We start from the raw sequence: 17,928 nt of genomic DNA, 5'->3' as shown, positions 1-17,928 counted from the left end.
TTTTTCGGGGTTCAAACGCGCTTTTCAGACCATTTCCGGGACCTGCCTGCGGGCCAATCGGCCACCGATCTGGATCCACTCGATCGCGCCGCCCTGCGGGTCCCGCAGGAAACGTCCCGTTTGGCTCGTGTCGCCGGTGTCGGAATCACGCATCGCGAACAGCAGGCCGTCGAACAACGACAGGTCCGCGAACGGCTCGCCGTCCACCGTGAGCTTCAGCACCTCGCGGTCGGCCGGCCGCACCTTGTATTCGGTGTCGCCGTTGCGGAACCGGCCCGCGCAGTCCGGCGGGGGCGGGATGCGGCGGCGCAGCGCGCGGAATCCGTCGTAATCGCCGACCGGCAGACCGGCCTCCGCCAATTCGGGGACGAGGTCCCGCCACAGCGCGAAGCCGCTGCTGCCGTTGGTGGTCAGCGCCACCACGGTGCCGTCGTCGGGGTTGATCCGGAGGTGGCACGAGGTGCCGTCGGCGGTGCCGTCGTGGCCGACCCAGACCGTGCCGTCGCGCTCGTAGAGGGCCAGGCCCAGCCCCCAGCCGTCGGCCATGCCGAACGGCTCGGCGTGCCGCACCGGCGCGCGCATCAGGTCGAGGTCGTCGGCGTCGACGAGGCTGGGCGGCGCGCCCGCGAGCATGCGCCCGAAGGTGACCAGGTCGGTGGCGCCGGCGGCCAGCGCGCCCGCCGGCGCGTCCACCAGGGCCAGGGACTGGCGCACCGGGGTGACGCGTTTCGTCGTGGAGTTGACGGCGTGGCCGGGCACGGTGGCGCGGTCGGTGTCGGGGCCGACGGTGAACCGCGGGCGCAGGCCCAGCGGGCGCAGCAGCACCGCGTCCACCGCCTCCCACCAGGACATCCCGGTCGCCTGCTCGATGAGGTGACCGACCAGGACGTAGCCGATGTTGGAGTAGGAGAAGCCGGCGCCGGGGCGGTGCAGCGGCACCAGCGTGCGGCACGCTTCGAGGGCGTGGCGGCGCAGGGAGGTGCCGTGGACGTCGTCGGGGTCGGACGGCAGGCCGCCGGTGTGGCTGAGCAGTTGGCGCAGGGTGAGGGGGAGCCCGACGTCGGGCAGCGGCGCGTCGAGGTCGAGGTCGCCGTCGGAGACCAGGGCCATCGCGACGGTCGCGGTGAAGGTCTTGGTGATCGACCCGATGGGCACGGCCGCGTCGGCGGGGAGACCGATCGTGGTGGTCCAGAGCCCTTCACCGGGGCGGTGCACGGCGAACTGGGCGCCGGGCACGAGGTGCTCGTCGACCAGGCCGGCTAATCGACGGGCGATCTGTTCGGTGTTCATCGAAGGGGATCCTTTGTGCGAATGGACCATTTGGTCGCGGACCTACGTTGACGTCCGTTCCGGGCGTCACGCGACCGCCGAACGGAGCATCTGCCGAATTAAGATTCCCCGGTTTCTGTGGAAGTAACCGGTCGTTTCCGGCGGCTTTGGCCGGTTTCACTCGAATGGCCTGGTTTGGACTGGCCGGTTCCGTAAATCGGAGGGCTTCGGCGGGGATATGCGCGGTCTATTCGCGGTCGAGTGTAAAGTTTCCTGCGTCGGGGTGGGCCGGTGGCGGAGGTGTCCACTGGATGGACTCACGAAGTGTATTTAACAGAGTTGTGGCGTGGTCCCGAAGAAATGCGGTGGCGGGCGTAACCAAGGGGCGACGGTCGTCGTTTGTGGTTACTCGCCGGTTCGGTGGTGGGTTGTTCGCGGTTGCCCGCCGGTCTGGCGTGGGTTGTTCGCGCCGGTCCGACGTGGGGTTGTTCGCGCCGGTCCGACGTGGGGTTGTTCGCGTCGGTCTGGTGTGGGGGTGTTCGCGGTTACTCGCCGGTTCGGGTGCGGCGGTAGTGGCGGGCGGCGCGGACGCGGTTGCCGCAGGCCGGCGAGCACCATTCGCGGCGCGGGTGGTCCTTGACGAAGTACAGGACGCAGCCCGGGGCGTAGCAGGCGCGCAGGAGGGTGCGGTCGGGGCCGGTGAACATCTCGACGGCCTCGGCGGCGGTGGCGGCGAGGGTCGCGGTTGCCGGTGGGGCGTCGGTGGTGGTGCGGCGGTGGAGTTCGCCGTCCTGGAGTTCGAGTTGTGGCCAGGTGGTGGCGCGGCGGACGGCGGCGTTGATGGTGGCGACGGCGCGGTCGTGGGCGGCGATCCGGTTGTGGGTGGCGGTTCCGTTGTGGGCGGCGGTCCGGTCGTGGGTGGCGGTTTCGTTGTGGGTGGTGGCGATGGGGCGGGTGTCGTTGGTGAGGGTGGCGGCCAGGTCGCGGAGGGCTTGGCGGAGGGTGCGGAACGCATCGAGGTCGTCTGCGGTGACCGGGGTGCCGCCCAGCCAAGTGGTGAGGCCGTCAGTGGTGGTGAGGTCGTCGTGCAGCCCGGAGCGATCGGCCCAGATGGTGTTCATCAGGCGGACTGGGCGGGGTTCGTTGGGCAGCACGGCCTCACGGTAACACGGGGTTGCATGCGTTAGGGCTGTGTTCTAACGTTTGCCTGTTGATCTAAACGTTAGAAGGGGTGTTGTTCGTGAGCCTGGTGCCGCCGTTCGACGAGGAGACCGCCCGCCGCAAGGTCCGGGCCGCGCAGGACGCCTGGAACACCCGCGACCCGCAGCGGGTGGCGGCCGCGTACACGCCGGATTCGGTGTGGCGCAACAGGTCCGAGTTCGTGACGGGGCGGGACGAGATCGTCGCGTTCCTGACGCGGAAGTGGGAGCGGGAGCACGAGTACGTGCTGCGGAAGTCGCTGTGGGCGTTCGGGGGCAACCGGATCGCCGTGCGCTTCCAGTACGAGTGGCACGACGACGAGGGGCAGTGGTGGCGCAGCTACGGCAACGAGAACTGGGAGTTCGCGGCGGACGGGCTGATGCGGCGGCGTGAGGCGAGCATCAACGACGTGCGGATCGGGGTGGACGACCGGCGGATCGACCCGTTGTCGGACTTCGAGATCCCGTTGAGCTGAGGGAGAGCGCGCGGGCGGTCGGGGTGGTGGTGTGCGTCGGCGGCCTGCGGGTCAGTCGTGGTGGACGCGTTGGTGCAGGGACTCCATGCGGGAGTCGAGTTCGGCCGCTATGGCGGCCGTGTTGGTGAGTTCCTCCACGAAGCCGCTCGGGACCTGGTCGTCGTACTTGTAGAACAGCTTGTGCTCCAGGGTCGCCCAGAAGTCCATGGCGATGGTGCGCAGCTGGACCTCCACCTTCACGTGCTCCACGCGGTCGGACAGGAAGACCGGGATGCGGACGATCAGGTGCAGGCTGCGGTAGCCGTTCGGCTTGGGCGCGGCGATGTAGTCCTTGGTCTTCAGGATCTCGACGTCGTTCTGGCGGGCCAGCATGTCGCGGACGCGGTAGACGTCGGAGACGAAGGGGCACACCACGCGCACGCCCGCCACGTCGTCGAGGTGCTCGGCGGCCAGGGCCAGGTCCGGGGGCAGGCCCTTGCGGCGGAGCTTGTCCAGGATCGCGTCCGGGCGCTTCACGCGCTGGGTGATGTGCTCGATCGGGTCGTGCTGGTGGACGAGGTCGAACTCCTCGCTGAGGATGCGGAGCTTCGTCATCAGCTCCTCGACCGCGAACTTGTACACCACCAGGGACCGCCGCAGCAGGTCGTCGGCGACGCCCGTCTCCATGATCCCAGCGTACCGATCAGCTACGATGCCGGACGTGAACACCCACTGGCACGTCGTTCTGCCGCCGCCGGCCGCCTGACGGGCGCACCCGCGGCAATCTTCCTTTGACGCTCGGCTTGTCGCCGTGCGCCCGTTCGCGCCCTTTTTCGGACTTCCGCGAACGGAGAACACGTGTCATCGACTGTGCTTCGAGCACGCTTCACCCACGGACCGCTGCCCATCCTGGGCGCGTGCTTCCTGTGGGGCACTACCGGCACCGTCAGCTCACTGGCCCCCGCGTCCGCACCCGCTTCGGCGGTCGGCGCGGCAGGGCTGGTGGTCGGTGGGCTGTTGCTTTTCCTGACCGCCGGCGGGACCCGGGAGGTGATCGCTCGGGCCGACTGGAGGTTGTTGTTGGTCGGTTCGGTCACTGTGGCCGGGTATGCGTTGGCGTTCTACCCGGCGGTCGCGCGTACCGGGGTGGCGGTGGCCACAACCGTGGCGCTGGCCACCGCGCCGATCGTGCTGGGGATCAGGTCCCGGCCAGTGGTGACGTTGACCGCGGTCGGGGGGTGTGCGGCGCTCGTGCTCGGTGGCGGGGAGGCGCACGTCGACCTGGTCGGGGTCGGGTTGGCCGTGGTCGCCGGGCTGTCCTACGCCGTGTACTCGGTGGTGTGCGCGCACCTCATCGGGCGCGGGCACCCGTCGCGTGCGGTGGTGGGGACGGTTTTCGGCGGGGCGTCGGTGTTGACGTTGCCCGTGTTGTTGGTGTTGGGGGTTTCGTGGCTGGGTGAGGGGGCCGGGGTGGCGGTGGTGGCGCACCTGTCGGTGTTCACCACGTTCCTGGCTTACCTGCTGTTCGGGCGTGGGCTTCGGCACACTTCGGCGGCTGCGGCTACCACGTTGACCCTGGCAGAGCCGGCGGTGGCGGCGGTGTTGGGTGTGGTGGTGTTGGGGGAGCGGTTGCCGGTGGTGTCGTGGTGCGGCATGGCCGTGTTGGCGGTGGCGCTGGCGGCGTTGGCTCGATGAGGGTCACGTTGGGGCGCTGAGCTGCGGAAATGGGGTGCCCGGCCGTGCGGGTGGCGCGCGGCCGGGTGGCCTCCGGCCCCCGTCTCGATCATCTCACGGGGACCGACTACGCGGGGGACCGACTAAAAGTGGTGCTGGTCAGTCCTGGTGGCGGTCCATGGCGCCGCCCAGGCCGTAGAGGATGCGTTGGATGACCTCGGGGTCGACCTCGGGTTCGTCGCCCAGGGCCTCCGCGGCGGGGGAGCGGCGGGGTTCGCGGCGGGGGAGGGGGACGGAGGAGGCGTTCATGCCGGACGGCAGCGTGAGTTCGCACCAGGCCAGGCGGCCGCCGGCGGTGAGGTCCACCAGGCCCGCGCGGGCGCCGGCCAGCTCTGGGGGGAGGGCGACGCGGTTGCCTTCCACCTCGACCACCAGGGAGCTGCCGCTCAGGCGGAGGCGCACCAGCAGGAAGCCGGGGACGCGCGGGTCGGCCACGTCGACCGCGGCGGCCACCAGGCGGCGGGCCGTTTGGGAGGCCTCGTCCTGCATGGAGCGCAGGCGCCACTCGCCGAGCGAGAAGCGCACGAACATGTCCGCGACGTTGACCGCGGTGGGCAGCGCGACGAGTCGAATGTCGTCGACCTGTTCGGTCCGGGCGTTCACACCGATCCTCCTCGCCGGGCGTCCAGCCGCATGTTGCGCCAGATGGTGCCATGAATACGGCCCGTGTCACCCACGTGGTCTAGACACCGTGAGCGGAACGTGTCCATTAGTACGGGCGGAGCGGGCCGGTGGTTCACGGTTCGTGCCTGGAAGGTCTCAGACGGTATCGAAATGACGTTCGGGGTGGAATATCGGGGGGTCACTCGATCCAGCGACCGGAACTACTGTATGTGCATGCGAAAGGGGCCCGTCCGGATCACCGGTCAGGCCCCTTCGAAGGGTGTGCTCAGGCCTGCAGCACGGCCTCGATCTCGAGCAGGATGGTGATCTTGTCGCCGACGGCCGCGCCCGCCGCGCCGCCGGTCACGCCGAAGTCCTTGCGGCTGATCTCGGTGCTGGCGGAGAAGCCCGCGACCTTGGCGCCCTCGAAGCCGTCGCCGAAGCCGTTCAGCTCCAGCTCCAGCTCGACGGCCTTGGTCACGCCGCGCAGGGTCAGCTCGCCGTCGACGACGAAGCCCTCGCCGTTGGCGCGCACGCCGGTGGAGGTGAAGGTCAGCTCCGGGTACTTCTCGACGTCCAGGAAGTCCTCGTTGCGGACGTGCGCGTCGCGCGCCTCGTTCTTGGTGTTGATCGACGCCGTCTCGATCTTGGCGGTGACGGACGACTCCAGCGGGTTCTCCGCGGTCACGATCTGGCCCTCGAACGTGTCGAAGTGGCCGCGGACCTTGGAGATGCCGAGGTGGCGGACCACGAAGGAGACGTCGGAGTGCACCGGGTCGATCGCCCACGTGCCCGCGATGTAGCCGGGGATCTGCACGGTCTGCGTGGTCATGTGAAGTCCTTCTCGCTCGGTCTGGTTGAACTCTCAACCGAACATAGCGCATCCTGGTTGAGAGTTCAACAAGGCCCGTATGATGGGAGCATGAGCGACGTGCGGTGGCTGAACGCCGATGAACAGCGGATTTGGCGCGGCTTCATGACCGCCGTGACCAAGTTCACCGAACACCTCGACCGGCAGTTGCAGCGCGACTCCCGGATGCCGGTCGCGTACTACGAGATCCTGGTCGCACTGTCCGAGGCGCCCGGCAGATCGCTGCGGATGAGCGAACTGGCCCTGGTCTGCCACTCCTCCCGCAGCCGCCTCTCGCACGCGGTGGCCAAGCTGGAGAAGGAGGGCTGGGTGCAGCGGCAGGCGTGCCCGTCGGACCGGCGCGGCTCCATCGCCGTGCTCACCGACCGCGGGTTCGCCGTGCTGGAAGCGGCTACCCCGGGGCACGTCACGGCGGTGCGCGAGCACCTGTTCGACGTGCTCACCCCGGACCAGTTGCGGTCGCTGGAGGACATCAGCCGGGCCATCGAGAAGGGCCTGCAGACCGAGTGCGCCCAGGTCCGCGCGGAGATCGGCGAGTTCTAGCCCGCCATGATGGCCGCCGCGGTGGGCGGCACGACGATGCGCAGCTTGTCCAGCAGTTCCAGGTCGGTCAGGCCGCCGTCGACCGAGATGACCGACACGACGTTTCCCCGGGCGAGCAGGGCGTAGCAGATCGCCCAGTAGTCGTCCCCCTCGCACACCGCGTAACTCGCGTCCAGGTCGGACATCTGCGGCAGGGTCACCGGGGCGGTGACCACCATGGTCCGGTCGTTCCACTGGTACTCCTCGCACGACTCCGCGTCCTGCTTGATCTTGGCGATCACCTCGGCACCGGTCTTGTCCTCGAACCACGTGACGAGCTGGTCCGCGCGGAACTTCTCGCCCTCCCAGCGGCGGACGAAGTTGATGTAGTAGCCGTGGTCGACCTCGACGTCGCTCCGGACGCACGGCGAAGGCGGCAACCACTTGCCCGCGGTCCGGTCGTCCGCGCCGGTCGGGAGGCCGATCCCGGCCATGCCGTCCACCGGGATCGCGTAGGACTTGATCTTCAGGGGTGCGGACTCGGCGTTGATGCCGGTGGTGGTGGTCGTCGTGGGGACCGTCGTGGTGGTCGACGGGGGTGGTGTCGAGGACGGGGCCGGCGGCGGCGTGCCTGTGCAGGCGGTCGTCAGCAAGAGCGCGATGGCGAGTAGGCGTTTCATGCGGATCCCCCCGGAAGTGCTGCCCCTGTCGGAGGGTAATCCGGCTTCCCTCCCGGGAGGGGGGAACGGTCCGAAGTGGACGCATCCGGCCGAAGGCCTTGTGGGCCGGTCGGAGCAGGGCCGAAGAGTCTTCTCCGAAGTGTCATAGGAGGGCGTTAGCATCCGCGCGTGGGGTTAAAGCTGGGATCGATCGCGCGCCGCGTCGCGGACCTGGGCCGCCGCCGGTCGGCGAGTGCCACGGCCGCGTCGCTGGGTGTGTTGCTGCTGGTCGGCGCGGCGCTGGGGAACGGGATCGCGCGCACCGCGGTCGACGTCTCCGACGGGCTGACGTGGCTGGGTGACGACGAGCGCGGCGAGGTTGTGCAGGTCAACCCGAGTTCGGGCAAACCGCAGACCCGCCTGCAGGTCAGCGGCGGCGACGCCCGGCTGGAGATCGCGCAGTCCGACGACAAGCTGATCGTCCTGGACCGCCGCACCGGCCAGATCACCGTGATCGACCTCGCCACGCTGCTGGCCGGCGGCCGTCGGCAGGCGCCGGCCGGGCAGTCGCCGAAGGTGCTGATCGTCGACGACCGGATCTACGTGGTCGACCGCGACGCGGGCACCGTCCACAACGTCGACCCGGTCACCCTCGCCGACGTCGGCGCGCCGTGGCGGGTGGGCCGGCCGCTGGCCGACGTCGTCACCGACGACCGGGGCGTGGTGTGGGCGGTCGACCACGGCGGCAACCTGCACGCGCTGGAGTGGGCCGAGGACGTCGAGCAGTTCCGCGAGCTGTCCAACCGGCCGGTGCCCGGCGCCGGCCCGCGCACCGCGCTGGTGCCCCACGAGCGCGGCGTGACCCTGCTCGGCCTGGAGGGCGGCGTGGTCGTCCGCGACGGCACCACCCGCGACCTCACCCTGGGCACCGACTCGCTGTCCGGCGAGGTGCTGGCCGCCCAGACCAGCCCGCCCGGCCTGGTGCCCGCCTCGGTGCCCGACGCCGGCGCGGTGGTCCTGGTGTCGGACGACGACGTGGTCCGCGTCGACATGAACCAGTACGGCTGCGCCCGGCCCGGTCGGCCCGCCGTGTTCCGCGACCGCGTCTACGTGCCGTGCCGCGGCGCGGGCAAGGTCGTCGTGCTGGACCGGTCGGGCAAGCGCGGCAGCCAGGACGTGCCCGCGCCCGGCAACGACCCAGAGCTGGTGTTCGACGACGGCAAGCTGTTCATCAACACCCCCGGCGCGGCCAACGGCGTCATCGTCGACACCGACGGCCGCACCAAGGACGTGGTGATCCGCAGCCCCGAACTCCCGGTGACCGACCCGGACCGCTCGCCCATCCCGAGCGTCCCCAGCCCGCCGCCGCCCAGGCCCGACCCGCCCAAGAACGACGACCGGCGCGGCGGTGGCGACCCGACGACGACCACCGACGTGCCCGTCACGACCACCCCGAGCGCCGGGGTGAAGGGCGTCGCGCCCGGCCGGCCGCCGGGGGTGGCGGTGAACCAGGTGTCCAACGACGGCTCCACCGTCGTGGTCCGCGTGACGTGGGGCGTCGCGCCGGACAGCGGCGAACCGGTGTCCGGCTACTCGGTGACCGCGAGCGGCGGGTTCAGCGGCGGCAGCAAGACCACGCAGGTGGCCGGGACGTCCGCGGACCTGTCGCTGTCCTGCGCGGGCGGCACGTTCTGCGCCAGCGGGCGGCTCGACGTGTCCGTGGTGGCCTACAACGCGTCGGGCTCCGGCGAGGCCGGGACGGCGTCGTTCTCGGTGCGCCCGCCGGCCGTGGCGCCCACGACCACCCAGCCGCGGCCGACCACCACGACGACCACGCCCCCGCCGCAGCCCCAGCCGACCACGACCACCACACCGCCGCCGCCCAGCCTGCCCAGCGCGGGCGCGGTCGTGATCTCGTCCGTGGGCGCGACCGGCGACATGTTCAGCCGGATCGTCAACACCGCGCCGCCGGCCGACTGGGCCAACCACAGCGGCACGTGCGAGGTCGTCAACACCACGTGGGGCACGTCGGTGCCGATCGCGTGCAGCGGTGGGTCCGTCGAGATCTACGTGGACTACGGCACGAACCGGATCGTCGTGCGGGCGCACGCGGGCGGGCAGTCGGTCGACTCCTACCACCGCAGCGTGACCGTGCGCGACCTGGAGACCGAACCCTGTGGCGGCGGCCGGATCTGCCAGCCGCGCAGCGCCCCGCGCGCCGAGACGGCCCCGATGGCGACCGGCGGTCTGGCGCTGCTGGCGGCGGCGTGGCTGCTGGGTCTGCGCAACCGCAAGCGCCCCGAGGACGAACGGTGATCGAAGGCTCGACGAGGGGTACGGCGCAGAAGTGACGACAACGGCGGTTCCGGCGGTCGGCGAGGACGAGATCGCGGCGTTCCGCGTGCTGCACGCAAGGCTCGGGGACGCGGTGGAGACCGCGGTCCGGGGCAAGCGGGACGTGGTGGACCTCGTCCTGGTGTCGCTGTTCGCGGGCGGCCACGTGCTGCTGGAGGACGTGCCCGGCACCGGCAAGACCACGCTGGCCCGCGCGGTCGCGGGCGCGCTGGGCGGGGTGTCGCGGCGCGTGCAGTTCACCCCGGACCTGCTGCCCTCGGACGTGACCGGCACCTCGGTCTACGACCCGCAGACCGGGCAGGTGAAGTTCCGGCCCGGCCCGGTGTTCGCCAACATCGTGCTGGCCGACGAGATCAACCGCGCCGCCGCCAAGACCCAGTCCGCGCTGCTGGAGGTCATGGAGGAGCGCACGGTCACCGTGGACGGCGTGGCGCACGCGGTGCCCGCGCCCTTCCTGGTGGTCGCCACCCAGAACCCGATCGACCTCGACGGCACCTACCGGTTGCCCGAGGCGCAGTTGGACCGGTTCATGCTGCGCACCTCCATCGGCTACCCGTCGCGAGAGCATGAGCTGGACGTGCTGCGGCCGGGCAGCGGCGCGGGGTTCGTCGGCGCGGTGCCGACGGTGTCCAACCCGCACGTGGTGGCGGAGTACGGCCGCCGGTTGCAGACCCTGCACGTGGCGGACCCGATCCTGCGCTACGTCGGCGAACTGGGCGCGGCCACGCGGGCCGACGACCGGTTGCGGCTGGGCGCGAGCACCCGCGGGCTCAAGGCTTTGGTGCGGTGCGTGCAGGTCTTCGCGGCCTCGCGCGGGCGGCACTTCGCGGTGCCCGGTGACGTGCAGGCGCTGATCGTGCCCGTGCTGGCGCACCGGCTGGTGTTGACCCGGGAAGCCCAACTGGCCGGGGTCACCACGGAGCAGGTGCTCCAGGACGTCGTGGCGGGCGTGGCGGTGCCCAGACCGTCCTCGCGATGAGGGGCGTGCGGCTGACCCGGCGCGGGTTGGGCGCGGTGGTCCTCGGCGTGCTGCTGGTGGCGGTCGGGCTGTGGTGGCGGTACCCGGGCGTGGTCGGGATGGGTGTGGCGCTGCCGGCGTTGGCCGGGTTCGGGGTGCTGTCGGTGTTGTCGCGGGCTCCGGTCGAGCCGCGCCGGACCGTGCGGCCGCGGACCGTGCAGCGGTTGGGCACGTGCACCGGAGTCGTTGAGCTGACCGGAACCAGCAAGCGTTTTCCGGTGATGTTCGACGCGGTCGACCAGGTCGCCGGGAACGCCGTGCCGGTGGACATCCCGTTGCTGCGGCCGGGGCAGACGGTCAGGGTCGAGTACCCGATCCCGACGCACGCGCGCGGGCTGCTCCCGGTGGGGCCGTTGACGTTGAGCCGCCGGGGCGTGGCGGGTCTGGCGCTGGCCCGGACCGTGCTCGGTGACGTGGTGGAGGTGCGGGTCGTGCCGCGCGTGCTGCCGGTGCGCGGCCTGCCCGGCGGGGTGCGGCGCGGGCACGTCGGCGCGGACGAGCGGGTCGAGCGCGGCGGCACGGACCTGGTGGGGTTGCGCGAGTACGTGCCCGGCGACGACCTGCGCCGGCTGCACTGGGCCACGTCCGCCCGCACCGGCACGCTGATGGTCCGCGAGGACGCCGACCCGGCCCGACCGCACCTGGCCGTGCTGCTGGACGACTCCGCCGCCGGCTACCCGGACCCCGCGCACTTCGAGGACGCGGTCGAAGTGGCTGCCTCCCTGGTGACGGTCGCGGTGGCGGAGGGCCACCCGGTGCGGCTGCTGACGTCGTCGGGCGGGGTGGACGTGGAGGTCGCTGCGGGCTCGGTCGACGCGTCCGCCGTGCTGGCGGTGCTGGCCGAGATGACGGCGGGGTCCTCGGGCGCGTCGACGGTGCCGATCCGGGACCTCGACGTGGTGGCGGTGGTGTGCGGGTCCTCGTCGGACCTGTCGGCGTTGACGCTGGAGGCTTCGCGGGCGTCGGTGGGCGTGGTGCTGGCCGTTGACGCGGTGGCGGGGATCTCGGCGTCCGGCGGGGTGCTGGTGCTGCGGGCCCCGGACGCGGAGTCGTTGCTGTCGGCGTGGAACGCGGCGGTGTCCCGGTGATCGCGAGGTCGGCCTGGGCGGCGCTGGTGCTCGTGGTGGCGGCGATCCACCTCGGGTCGGGGTGGCAGGGGTGGCTGCCCGCGCTGGTGTTCTCCGGCACCGTGGTGGTGGCGTTCGCGTGCGGGCCGCTGGTGCGGTGGCGGCGGGTGCCGGCCGGGTTGACCCTGCTGTGCCTGGTGGCGTTCGCGCTGGCCGGCGGGTACTGGGTGGCCCGCGACACCGCCGAGACGACCGACCCGAGCACCGTCCTGCTCGACCTGGTCCCGCGCCTGCTGACCGCCGCCCGTCCCGCGCCCGCGACGCCGGAGCTGCTGGTGCCGGGCGTGCTGCTGGTGTTCGGGATCGCGCTGGCGGTCGCGGTGTCGGTGACCGGCCGTTCCCTGCTGGGACCCGCGGTCGGCGTGGTCGTCCTCTACACGTGCACCGCTTTGCTGACCGCCGGGCGCGCCGACCGGTACGGGCTGGTGGCGCTGCTGCTGGTCGCTTTGCTGGTGCTGGGCTGGTTGCTGCTCGACCGGCTGGAGACCGGGGGCCGGGTGCTGACGGCGCTGCCGTTCGTGCCGATCGCGGTGGTGGCGCTGCTGGCGTCGGCCGTGCCGACCTCCGGCGCGTTCGAGCCGCGCGAACTCGTCGAGCCGCCGGTGACCGACCTGGGCGTGTCGAACCCGTTGCCGCAGTTGGCCTCCTGGGCGAACCTCGGGCCGGTCGAGCTGTTCCGGGTGCGCGGTCCGGAGCGGGCGATCCGGCTCGCGGCGCTGTCGGACTACTCCGGCGCGGCGTGGCGGGCGGCGTCGCTGTACGGGCCGATCGGCGCCGTCGCCGCCCCGGACCTGCCGCCCGGCGGGCGCACCGCGGAGGCCGACGTGGAGGTGACCATCGGCGAGCTGACCGGCAGTTGGGTGCCCACGGTGGGGCGTCCGACGTCGGTGACGCTGGACGGGGCGATGGTCGACCCGGACTCGGGGTCGTTGGTGCTGCTGGACGAGCTGTCGCCGGGGTTGTCCTACCGGGTGCGCGGGGTCGTGGACGTGCCCGAGGACGGGGACCTGATGCGGGCCGGCGTGCCGTCGGGGGACCGGGCGCGGCGGTACCTGGCGCTGCCGGGGCTGCCGTTCTCGTTGGCCGAGTACGCGCGGCAGATCGTGCAGAACGCGCGGACGCCGTTCGAGCGGGCGGTGGCGATCGAGCAGGTGGTGAAGACCGGTCGGGTCCCGGACGCGGGCGCGCCCGTGGGGTCGTCCTACGCGCGGCTGGAGCGGTTCCTCTTTGGTGCGCAAGGGGAGCCGGGCGCGGGTGCGGGGACCGCCGAGCAGTTCGCGTCGGCGTTCGCCGTGCTGGGGCGGGCGGTCGGGTTGCCGACGCGGGTCGTGGTGGGGTTCCAGCCGGCGGGCGGCGACGAAGAGCGCGTGGTGCGGGGCAGTGACGCGACGGCGTGGCCGGAGGTGTACTTCGAGGGCTGGGGCTGGGTGCCGTTCGACCCGCTGGCGGGCACGTCCTCGGGCGGTTCGAGCGCGGCGGCCAAGCGGGAGGTGTTGGACCGCTTGGCGTCCATCACCGCGACCCCGACCACGACCGCGTTGTCCGCGCCACCGCCTTTCGTGCCTCCCACGGCTCCACCGCAGGCCCAGGCGACCACCCGGGAGTCCCGCCAGTGGGTGGGTTTGCTGGTGCCGGCCGGGATTCCGGTGTTGATCTCGGTCATGCTGGTCGGCTTGCGGACGAGTCGCCGGGTCCGGTTGAAGCGGGCGGGCGCGCCGGGCGCCTGGGACCACGTGCTGGACGGGTTGCTGCTGGCCGGTCATAGTCCGCCGCCCGACCGGACGGCTCCCGACATCGCGCGGGACATGGGGTCGCCGCCCGCGCTGCGCTTGGCCGAACTGGCCGACTACTCCGCGTTCGGGCCGGGCGGGCGCGTGGTGGGTGGGTCGGAGCCGTGGCGGTTGGCCCGGGTGGTGACCAGCGGTTTGAAGCGGCGGACGCGGTGGCCACGGCGGTTGCTGTGGCCGCTGGACCCGCGTCCCCTCTGGCGTCGCCGTTAGCCGTTGCGGACGGCGCAGGTCTGGTCGGAGGAGCCGCGTTGGGTGGTCGAGTCCTCCAGGCCGATGGCGACGACCTTGAAGCAGTACTGCTCGGCCTTCGGGTCCAGCCCTTCCACGGTGTGCTGGGTGTTTCCGGCGGCGATGTTGCCCACGCCGCGCGGGGTCTGGCCGGTCACGTCGAAGATCACGAACTGGGCCTTGCCGTCGCTCGGGTCGGCCCAGTGCACGGTGATGCTGGAACCCTTGTCCTCCAAGCGCTTCAGGACCGGCACGAAACGCGGGTCCTGGCTTGCGGCGGTCGCGCTGGACGTGGTGGTCGTGGGTGACTGGGTTTGGGCGGTCTTCGCGGGGGTGTTGTCCCGGGTGCTCAGGTAGACGCCGCCGCCGACGCCCACGACCAGTGCCGCCGCACCGGCCAGGACCTTCGGCGCGCGCCGGGGTCTCCTCGGCGGGATCGGGCGGTCCGGCGGGAGGGTCACCAGCGGGGGCGCGGGTGGCGGGACCGGTGGGCGGTGGGAGGAGTGGCGGACGGTCAGGTCGGCCAGGTCCTCGGTCCACGTGCGCGGCGCCGGCGGCTCGGCGGGTGCGGGGTCTGACACAGGGTCGGGTTCGGGCGCGGTGGGGCTCGGGCCGAAGTCCGGGACCATCGTGGGGCCGTCGGGGTAGTGCCGGGGCACGTCCCGGCGCACCGCCGCCGTGTGGTCGGGGTCCACAGTGGACTGCGGGGCCCAGGTCGGCACCGCCGCCAGGGCCGCGCGCAGCGAGGCGGCGTCCGGGAACCGGTCCTCGCGGGACTTGTTCAGGCACCGCAGGATGATCGCGATCAGCTCCGCCGGCACGTCGCGCCGCAGCAGGGAGCGCGGCGCGGACGACTGCACGCGGCCCAGGTAGGCGAGCATGGTGTCCTGCTCGGCCGTGGCCGACGCGAACGGCGGCTGCCCGTCCAGCAGGGTGAACAGGGTCGAGCCCAGCGACCACAGGTCGTCCGCCGCGGCCGGCGGGTGGCCCTCGACCATCTGCGGCGCGGCGTGCCGGTAGCTCACCATCTGCAGCGACGCCGAGTGCCCGGCGTCCGCCCCGCGCGCGATCCCGAAGTCCGCCAGCACGTAGGACGTGGGCAGCACGAGGATGTTCTGCGGCTTCACGTCCCGGTGCAGGATGCCCTGCCCGTGCGCGAACGCCAGCGCGTCGGCGACCGCGATCCCGGCCGACACCACCTCGGACACCGGCAGCGGGCCGTGCTCGGCCAACCGGTCGTGCAGCGACCCCAGGTCGTAGTACTCCATGACGATGCACGGCCGCCCGGCGATGGCCCCGGTGTCCAGCACGGTCACGATGTGCGGGTGCTGGCGCCCGAGCCGGACGGTGATCTCCAGCTCCCGCTGGAACCGCGCCACGGTCGCCGGGTCGGTGACGTCCAGGACCTTCACCGCCACGTCCCGGCCCAGGCCGTCCTGCCGCGCCCGGTAGACCGTGCCCTCGCCGCCGTGCGCGACGAGCCGGAAGTCGCTGTAGCCGGGCAGGCTGATCGCCGGGGTGGCGGTGGCGGTGGGCTCGGGCGCCCAGGCGTTCAGGTCGTCGGACGGATCCACCAGCGAATCCTATCCGGCGTCCGGAAGACCAACCGACACCTCCAAATGGGGGTGGTCGGGCGCTTTCCGGGGCCGCACGCTCGGGTGATGAGCTTCCGCGACGCCCGTGACTTCCTGCTCGGCCACGCGACCGACCACGCCGCCGCCCGCGCCGGCTTCGCGTGGCCCGAACTCGACGAGTTCAACTGGGCGCTGGACTGGTTCGACGACATCGCCCGCGGCAACGACCGGACCGCGCTGTGGATCGTCGAGGAGGACGGCCGCGAGGGCCGCTGGTCCTTCGCCGACCTGTCCCGCCGGTCGAACCGGGTGGCGAACTGGTTGCGCGCCCGGGGCGTCCGGCGCGGCGACCGCGTGGTGCTCATGCTGGGCAACCAGGTCGAGCTGTGGGAGGCGCTGCTGGCCGCGATGAAGCTCGGCGCGGTCGTCATCCCGGCCACGACCCTGCTCGCGCCGGCGGACCTGCGGGACCGGGTCGAGCGCGGCGGGGCGCGGCACGTGGTGGTCGGCGCCGCGGACGCGGCGAAGTTCGACGAAGTTCCCGGGGACTACACGCGGATCGCCGTGGGCGAGCCGGTGTCGGGCTGGCTGGACTACGCGGAGAGTGTTGCGGCGTCGGAGGTCTTCACGCCCGCCGGGGTCACGCGTGCCGACGACACGCTGCTGCTCTACTTCACCTCCGGCACGACCGCGCGGCCGAAACTCGTGGAGCACACCCACGTGTCCTACCCGGTCGGTCACCTGTCGACGATGTACTGGATCGGCCTCGAACCCGGGGACGTGCACCTGAACATCTCCTCGCCGGGATGGGCGAAGCACGCGTGGAGCAACGTGTTCGCGCCGTGGAACGCCGAGGCGACGGTGTTCGTCTACAACTACTCCCGCTTCGACGCGGCCAGGCTGATGTCCGAAATGGACCGTTGCGGGGTGACCAGCTTCTGCGCGCCGCCGACGGTGTGGCGGATGCTGATCCAGGCCGACCTGACCGCGTTGAAGACCCCGCCGCGCAAGGTGGTCGGCGCGGGCGAGCCGCTGAACCCCGAGGTGATCGAGCAGGTGCGGGCGGCGTGGGGCGTGACGATCCGGGACGGCTTCGGGCAGACCGAGACCACCGTGCAGATCGCCAACACGCCGGGCCAGCCGGTGAAGCCGGGCTCGATGGGCCGTCCGGTGCCGGGGTACCCGGTGGTCCTGGTCGACCCGGTGACCGGGCAGCCGGGCACCGAGGGCGAGATCTGCCTGGACCTCGCCCGGCGACCGCTGGGCCTGATGGTCGGCTACCACGGCGACCCCGATCGCACCGCCGAGGTCATGCGGGACGGCTACTACCACACCGGCGACGTCGGATCGGTCGACGAGGACGGGTACATCACCTACGTGGGCCGGACGGACGACGTGTTCAAGGCTTCGGACTACCGGATCTCGCCGTTCGAGCTGGAGAGCGTCCTGCTGGAGCACGAGGCCGTGGCGGAGGCGGCGGTGGTGCCCGCGCCGGACCCGGTGCGGCTGGCGGTGCCCAAGGCGTACGTGGTGCTCGCGGCCGGGTACGCGGCGGACGAGGAGACGGCGTACGCGATCCTGCGGCACGCGCGGGAGAACCTGGCCCCGTACAAGCGGGTGCGGCGGGTGCAGTTCGCCGACCTGCCGAAGACGATCTCGGGCAAGATCCGCCGGGTGGAGCTGCGCGGGCGGGAGACCGGGGAACGCGTGGCGGGGGAGTACCGAGAGGAGGACTTCCCGGCGTTGAAGAGCTGACCGGGTAGCGCATGGCGAAGGGCTGACCAGGCAAGGTACGGGTAGCATATCCGTTGGTTGCTTTTTAGGACCCTGTCCCGTAGGTTCGGCGGCGCGCGAAACCAGGGCCAGCGCCTCCCAGCCGGGGACCCCCAGACCCGTGGCGGGCGGCGCCGGCGGTGTCGGCCGGCCGGCACCGCCCAAGGGGCCGCGTGGATGGGCTGGTCCCGGTCCGTCCACGCGGCATCCCGACCCGTTCTGGCGGGTTCTCGATTTATCATGCGCGAATGCTCCGACGCACGTACGACGGTCAGACCTGCTCCATCGCCCGGACGCTGGAAGTGGTGGGCGAGCGCTGGACGTTGTTGATCGTGCGCGACGCGGCGCGCGGGGTGACCCGGTTCGACGGGTTCCTGGCGCGCCTGCCCATCGCGCGCAACGTGCTCAGCGACCGCCTGGCGACCCTGGTGCGGCACGGCGTCCTGGACCGCGTCCAGTACCAGGACCGGCCGCCGCGGCACGAGTACCGGTTGACCGCGAAGGGGCGGGAGCTGGTCCCGGTGCTGCTGTCGCTGATGGCGTGGGGCGATCGGCACCTGGGGGATGACGCCGGGCCGCCGGTGGTGGCCGAACACGCGGAGTGCGGCGGGCCGATCGACGTCCACATGACGTGCCGGCAGTGCGAGGGCGCGGTGGCGCCGGCCGAGGTGGTCACGCGCGAGGCGCGACGGGTCGGCCACGTGACGCGGGACGTGTGAGCGTGCCGGGCGGTGGCGAGGGACGGTGCCAC

General features: G+C 72.1%; 16 protein-coding genes. 9 read left to right on the top strand and 7 right to left on the bottom strand.

Going from position 1 to position 17,928, the window contains the following annotated elements; translation table 11 throughout:
- Positions 1-24 precede the first annotated feature (24 nt).
- On the bottom strand, positions 25-1,290 hold the full coding sequence (locus RIN75_RS05435) for a serine hydrolase domain-containing protein (protein WP_309110655.1): 1,266 nt from the start codon (positions 1,288-1,290) through the stop codon (positions 25-27).
- Between the two features lie 524 nt (positions 1,291-1,814).
- Complete coding sequence (locus tag RIN75_RS05430) at positions 1,815-2,423, bottom strand: CGNR zinc finger domain-containing protein (RefSeq protein ID WP_309110654.1); 609 nt, start codon at positions 2,421-2,423, stop codon at positions 1,815-1,817.
- 86 nt (positions 2,424-2,509) lie between these two features.
- Here RIN75_RS05430 and RIN75_RS05425 point away from each other — a divergent pair, with 86 nt between their 5' ends.
- Positions 2,510-2,944, top strand: a complete 435-nt coding sequence (locus tag RIN75_RS05425; RefSeq protein ID WP_309110653.1) for a nuclear transport factor 2 family protein — start codon at positions 2,510-2,512, stop codon at positions 2,942-2,944.
- Positions 2,945-2,995: 51 nt separating this feature from the next.
- Here the strand turns inward: RIN75_RS05425 and RIN75_RS05420 are convergent, their stop codons facing one another.
- A complete protein-coding gene (locus RIN75_RS05420; protein ID WP_309110652.1) occupies positions 2,996-3,610 on the bottom strand; it encodes a GTP pyrophosphokinase family protein in 615 nt (204 codons plus the stop codon).
- Between the two features lie 171 nt (positions 3,611-3,781).
- Between RIN75_RS05420 and RIN75_RS05415 the strand changes: the two genes are divergently transcribed.
- Positions 3,782-4,618 (top strand): EamA family transporter, encoded by an 837-nt coding sequence (locus RIN75_RS05415; protein ID WP_309110651.1) that lies wholly within the window; start codon positions 3,782-3,784, stop codon positions 4,616-4,618.
- A gap of 138 nt (positions 4,619-4,756) precedes the next feature.
- Here the strand turns inward: RIN75_RS05415 and RIN75_RS05410 are convergent, their stop codons facing one another.
- Both RIN75_RS05410 and RIN75_RS05405 read right to left on the bottom strand, forming a co-directional pair.
- A complete protein-coding gene (locus RIN75_RS05410; RefSeq protein WP_309110650.1) occupies positions 4,757-5,260 on the bottom strand; it encodes an ATP-binding protein in 504 nt (167 codons plus the stop codon).
- A gap of 286 nt (positions 5,261-5,546) precedes the next feature.
- The gene (locus RIN75_RS05405; RefSeq protein WP_309110649.1) at positions 5,547-6,092 is read right to left on the bottom strand and encodes a YceI family protein; all 546 of its coding nucleotides are present in this window, start codon (positions 6,090-6,092) and stop codon (positions 5,547-5,549) included.
- Positions 6,093-6,182: 90 nt separating this feature from the next.
- Between RIN75_RS05405 and RIN75_RS05400 the strand changes: the two genes are divergently transcribed.
- Positions 6,183-6,674 (top strand): MarR family transcriptional regulator, encoded by a 492-nt coding sequence (locus RIN75_RS05400; RefSeq protein WP_309110648.1) that lies wholly within the window; start codon positions 6,183-6,185, stop codon positions 6,672-6,674.
- Here the strand turns inward: RIN75_RS05400 and RIN75_RS05395 are convergent.
- Positions 6,671-7,333, bottom strand: a complete 663-nt coding sequence (locus RIN75_RS05395; protein ID WP_309110647.1) for a hypothetical protein — start codon at positions 7,331-7,333, stop codon at positions 6,671-6,673. The genes RIN75_RS05400 and RIN75_RS05395 overlap by 4 nt on opposite strands.
- Positions 7,334-7,501: 168 nt before the next feature.
- Here RIN75_RS05395 and RIN75_RS05390 point away from each other — a divergent pair, with 168 nt between their 5' ends.
- The 4 genes from RIN75_RS05390 to RIN75_RS05375 are packed head-to-tail and all read left to right on the top strand — an operon-like array spanning position 7,502 to position 13,812.
- Entirely contained in the window at positions 7,502-9,628 is a 2,127-nt protein-coding gene (locus RIN75_RS05390) for a hypothetical protein (RefSeq protein ID WP_309110646.1), read from the top strand.
- 31 nt (positions 9,629-9,659) lie between these two features.
- On the top strand, positions 9,660-10,646 hold the full coding sequence (locus RIN75_RS05385) for a MoxR family ATPase (protein WP_309110645.1): 987 nt from the start codon (positions 9,660-9,662) through the stop codon (positions 10,644-10,646).
- Positions 10,643-11,773 carry a DUF58 domain-containing protein gene (locus tag RIN75_RS05380; RefSeq protein ID WP_309110644.1) on the top strand — a complete coding sequence of 377 codons (1,131 nt, stop codon included), beginning with the start codon at positions 10,643-10,645 and terminating at the stop codon, positions 11,771-11,773. Before RIN75_RS05385 ends, RIN75_RS05380 begins: the two co-directional genes overlap by 4 nt.
- Positions 11,770-13,812, top strand: a complete 2,043-nt coding sequence (locus RIN75_RS05375) for a DUF3488 and transglutaminase-like domain-containing protein (protein WP_309110643.1) — start codon at positions 11,770-11,772, stop codon at positions 13,810-13,812. The genes RIN75_RS05380 and RIN75_RS05375 overlap by 4 nt, the downstream gene beginning before the upstream one ends.
- Here RIN75_RS05375 and RIN75_RS05370 read toward each other — a convergent pair.
- The gene (locus RIN75_RS05370; protein ID WP_309110642.1) at positions 13,809-15,404 is read right to left on the bottom strand and encodes a protein kinase; all 1,596 of its coding nucleotides are present in this window, start codon (positions 15,402-15,404) and stop codon (positions 13,809-13,811) included. The genes RIN75_RS05375 and RIN75_RS05370 overlap by 4 nt on opposite strands.
- A gap of 87 nt (positions 15,405-15,491) precedes the next feature.
- Between RIN75_RS05370 and RIN75_RS05365 the strand changes: the two genes are divergently transcribed.
- Positions 15,492-17,159 (top strand): AMP-binding protein, encoded by a 1,668-nt coding sequence (locus tag RIN75_RS05365; RefSeq protein WP_309110641.1) that lies wholly within the window; start codon positions 15,492-15,494, stop codon positions 17,157-17,159.
- 266 nt (positions 17,160-17,425) lie between these two features.
- Positions 17,426-17,896 (top strand): helix-turn-helix domain-containing protein, encoded by a 471-nt coding sequence (locus RIN75_RS05360; RefSeq protein ID WP_309110640.1) that lies wholly within the window; start codon positions 17,426-17,428, stop codon positions 17,894-17,896.
- The last annotated feature ends 32 nt before the right edge of the window (positions 17,897-17,928 follow it).

The sequence above is a fragment of the Saccharothrix sp. genome, from assembly GCF_031180885.1.
In the GTDB taxonomy this organism is placed as follows: Bacteria; Actinomycetota; Actinomycetes; order Mycobacteriales; family Pseudonocardiaceae; genus Actinosynnema.
The sequence above is the reverse complement of the archived record's forward strand: the minus strand, read 5'-3'. Positions and strand labels throughout refer to the sequence as shown.

Bases quoted from the DNA above. Each gene is read 5' to 3' on its own strand.
- RIN75_RS05435 (WP_309110655.1), bottom strand. From the start codon at position 1,290: ATGAACACCGAACAGATCGCCCGTCGATTAGCCGGCCTGGTCGACGAG.
- RIN75_RS05420 (WP_309110652.1), bottom strand. From the start codon at position 3,610: ATGGAGACGGGCGTCGCCGACGACCTGCTGCGGCGGTCCCTGGTGGTG.
- RIN75_RS05405 (WP_309110649.1), bottom strand. From the start codon at position 6,092: ATGACCACGCAGACCGTGCAGATCCCCGGCTACATCGCGGGCACGTGG.
- RIN75_RS05400 (WP_309110648.1), top strand. From the start codon at position 6,183: ATGAGCGACGTGCGGTGGCTGAACGCCGATGAACAGCGGATTTGGCGC.
- RIN75_RS05395 (WP_309110647.1), bottom strand. From the start codon at position 7,333: ATGAAACGCCTACTCGCCATCGCGCTCTTGCTGACGACCGCCTGCACA.
- RIN75_RS05380 (WP_309110644.1), top strand. From the start codon at position 10,643: ATGAGGGGCGTGCGGCTGACCCGGCGCGGGTTGGGCGCGGTGGTCCTC.
- RIN75_RS05365 (WP_309110641.1), top strand. From the start codon at position 15,492: ATGAGCTTCCGCGACGCCCGTGACTTCCTGCTCGGCCACGCGACCGAC.
- RIN75_RS05360 (WP_309110640.1), top strand. From the start codon at position 17,426: ATGCTCCGACGCACGTACGACGGTCAGACCTGCTCCATCGCCCGGACG.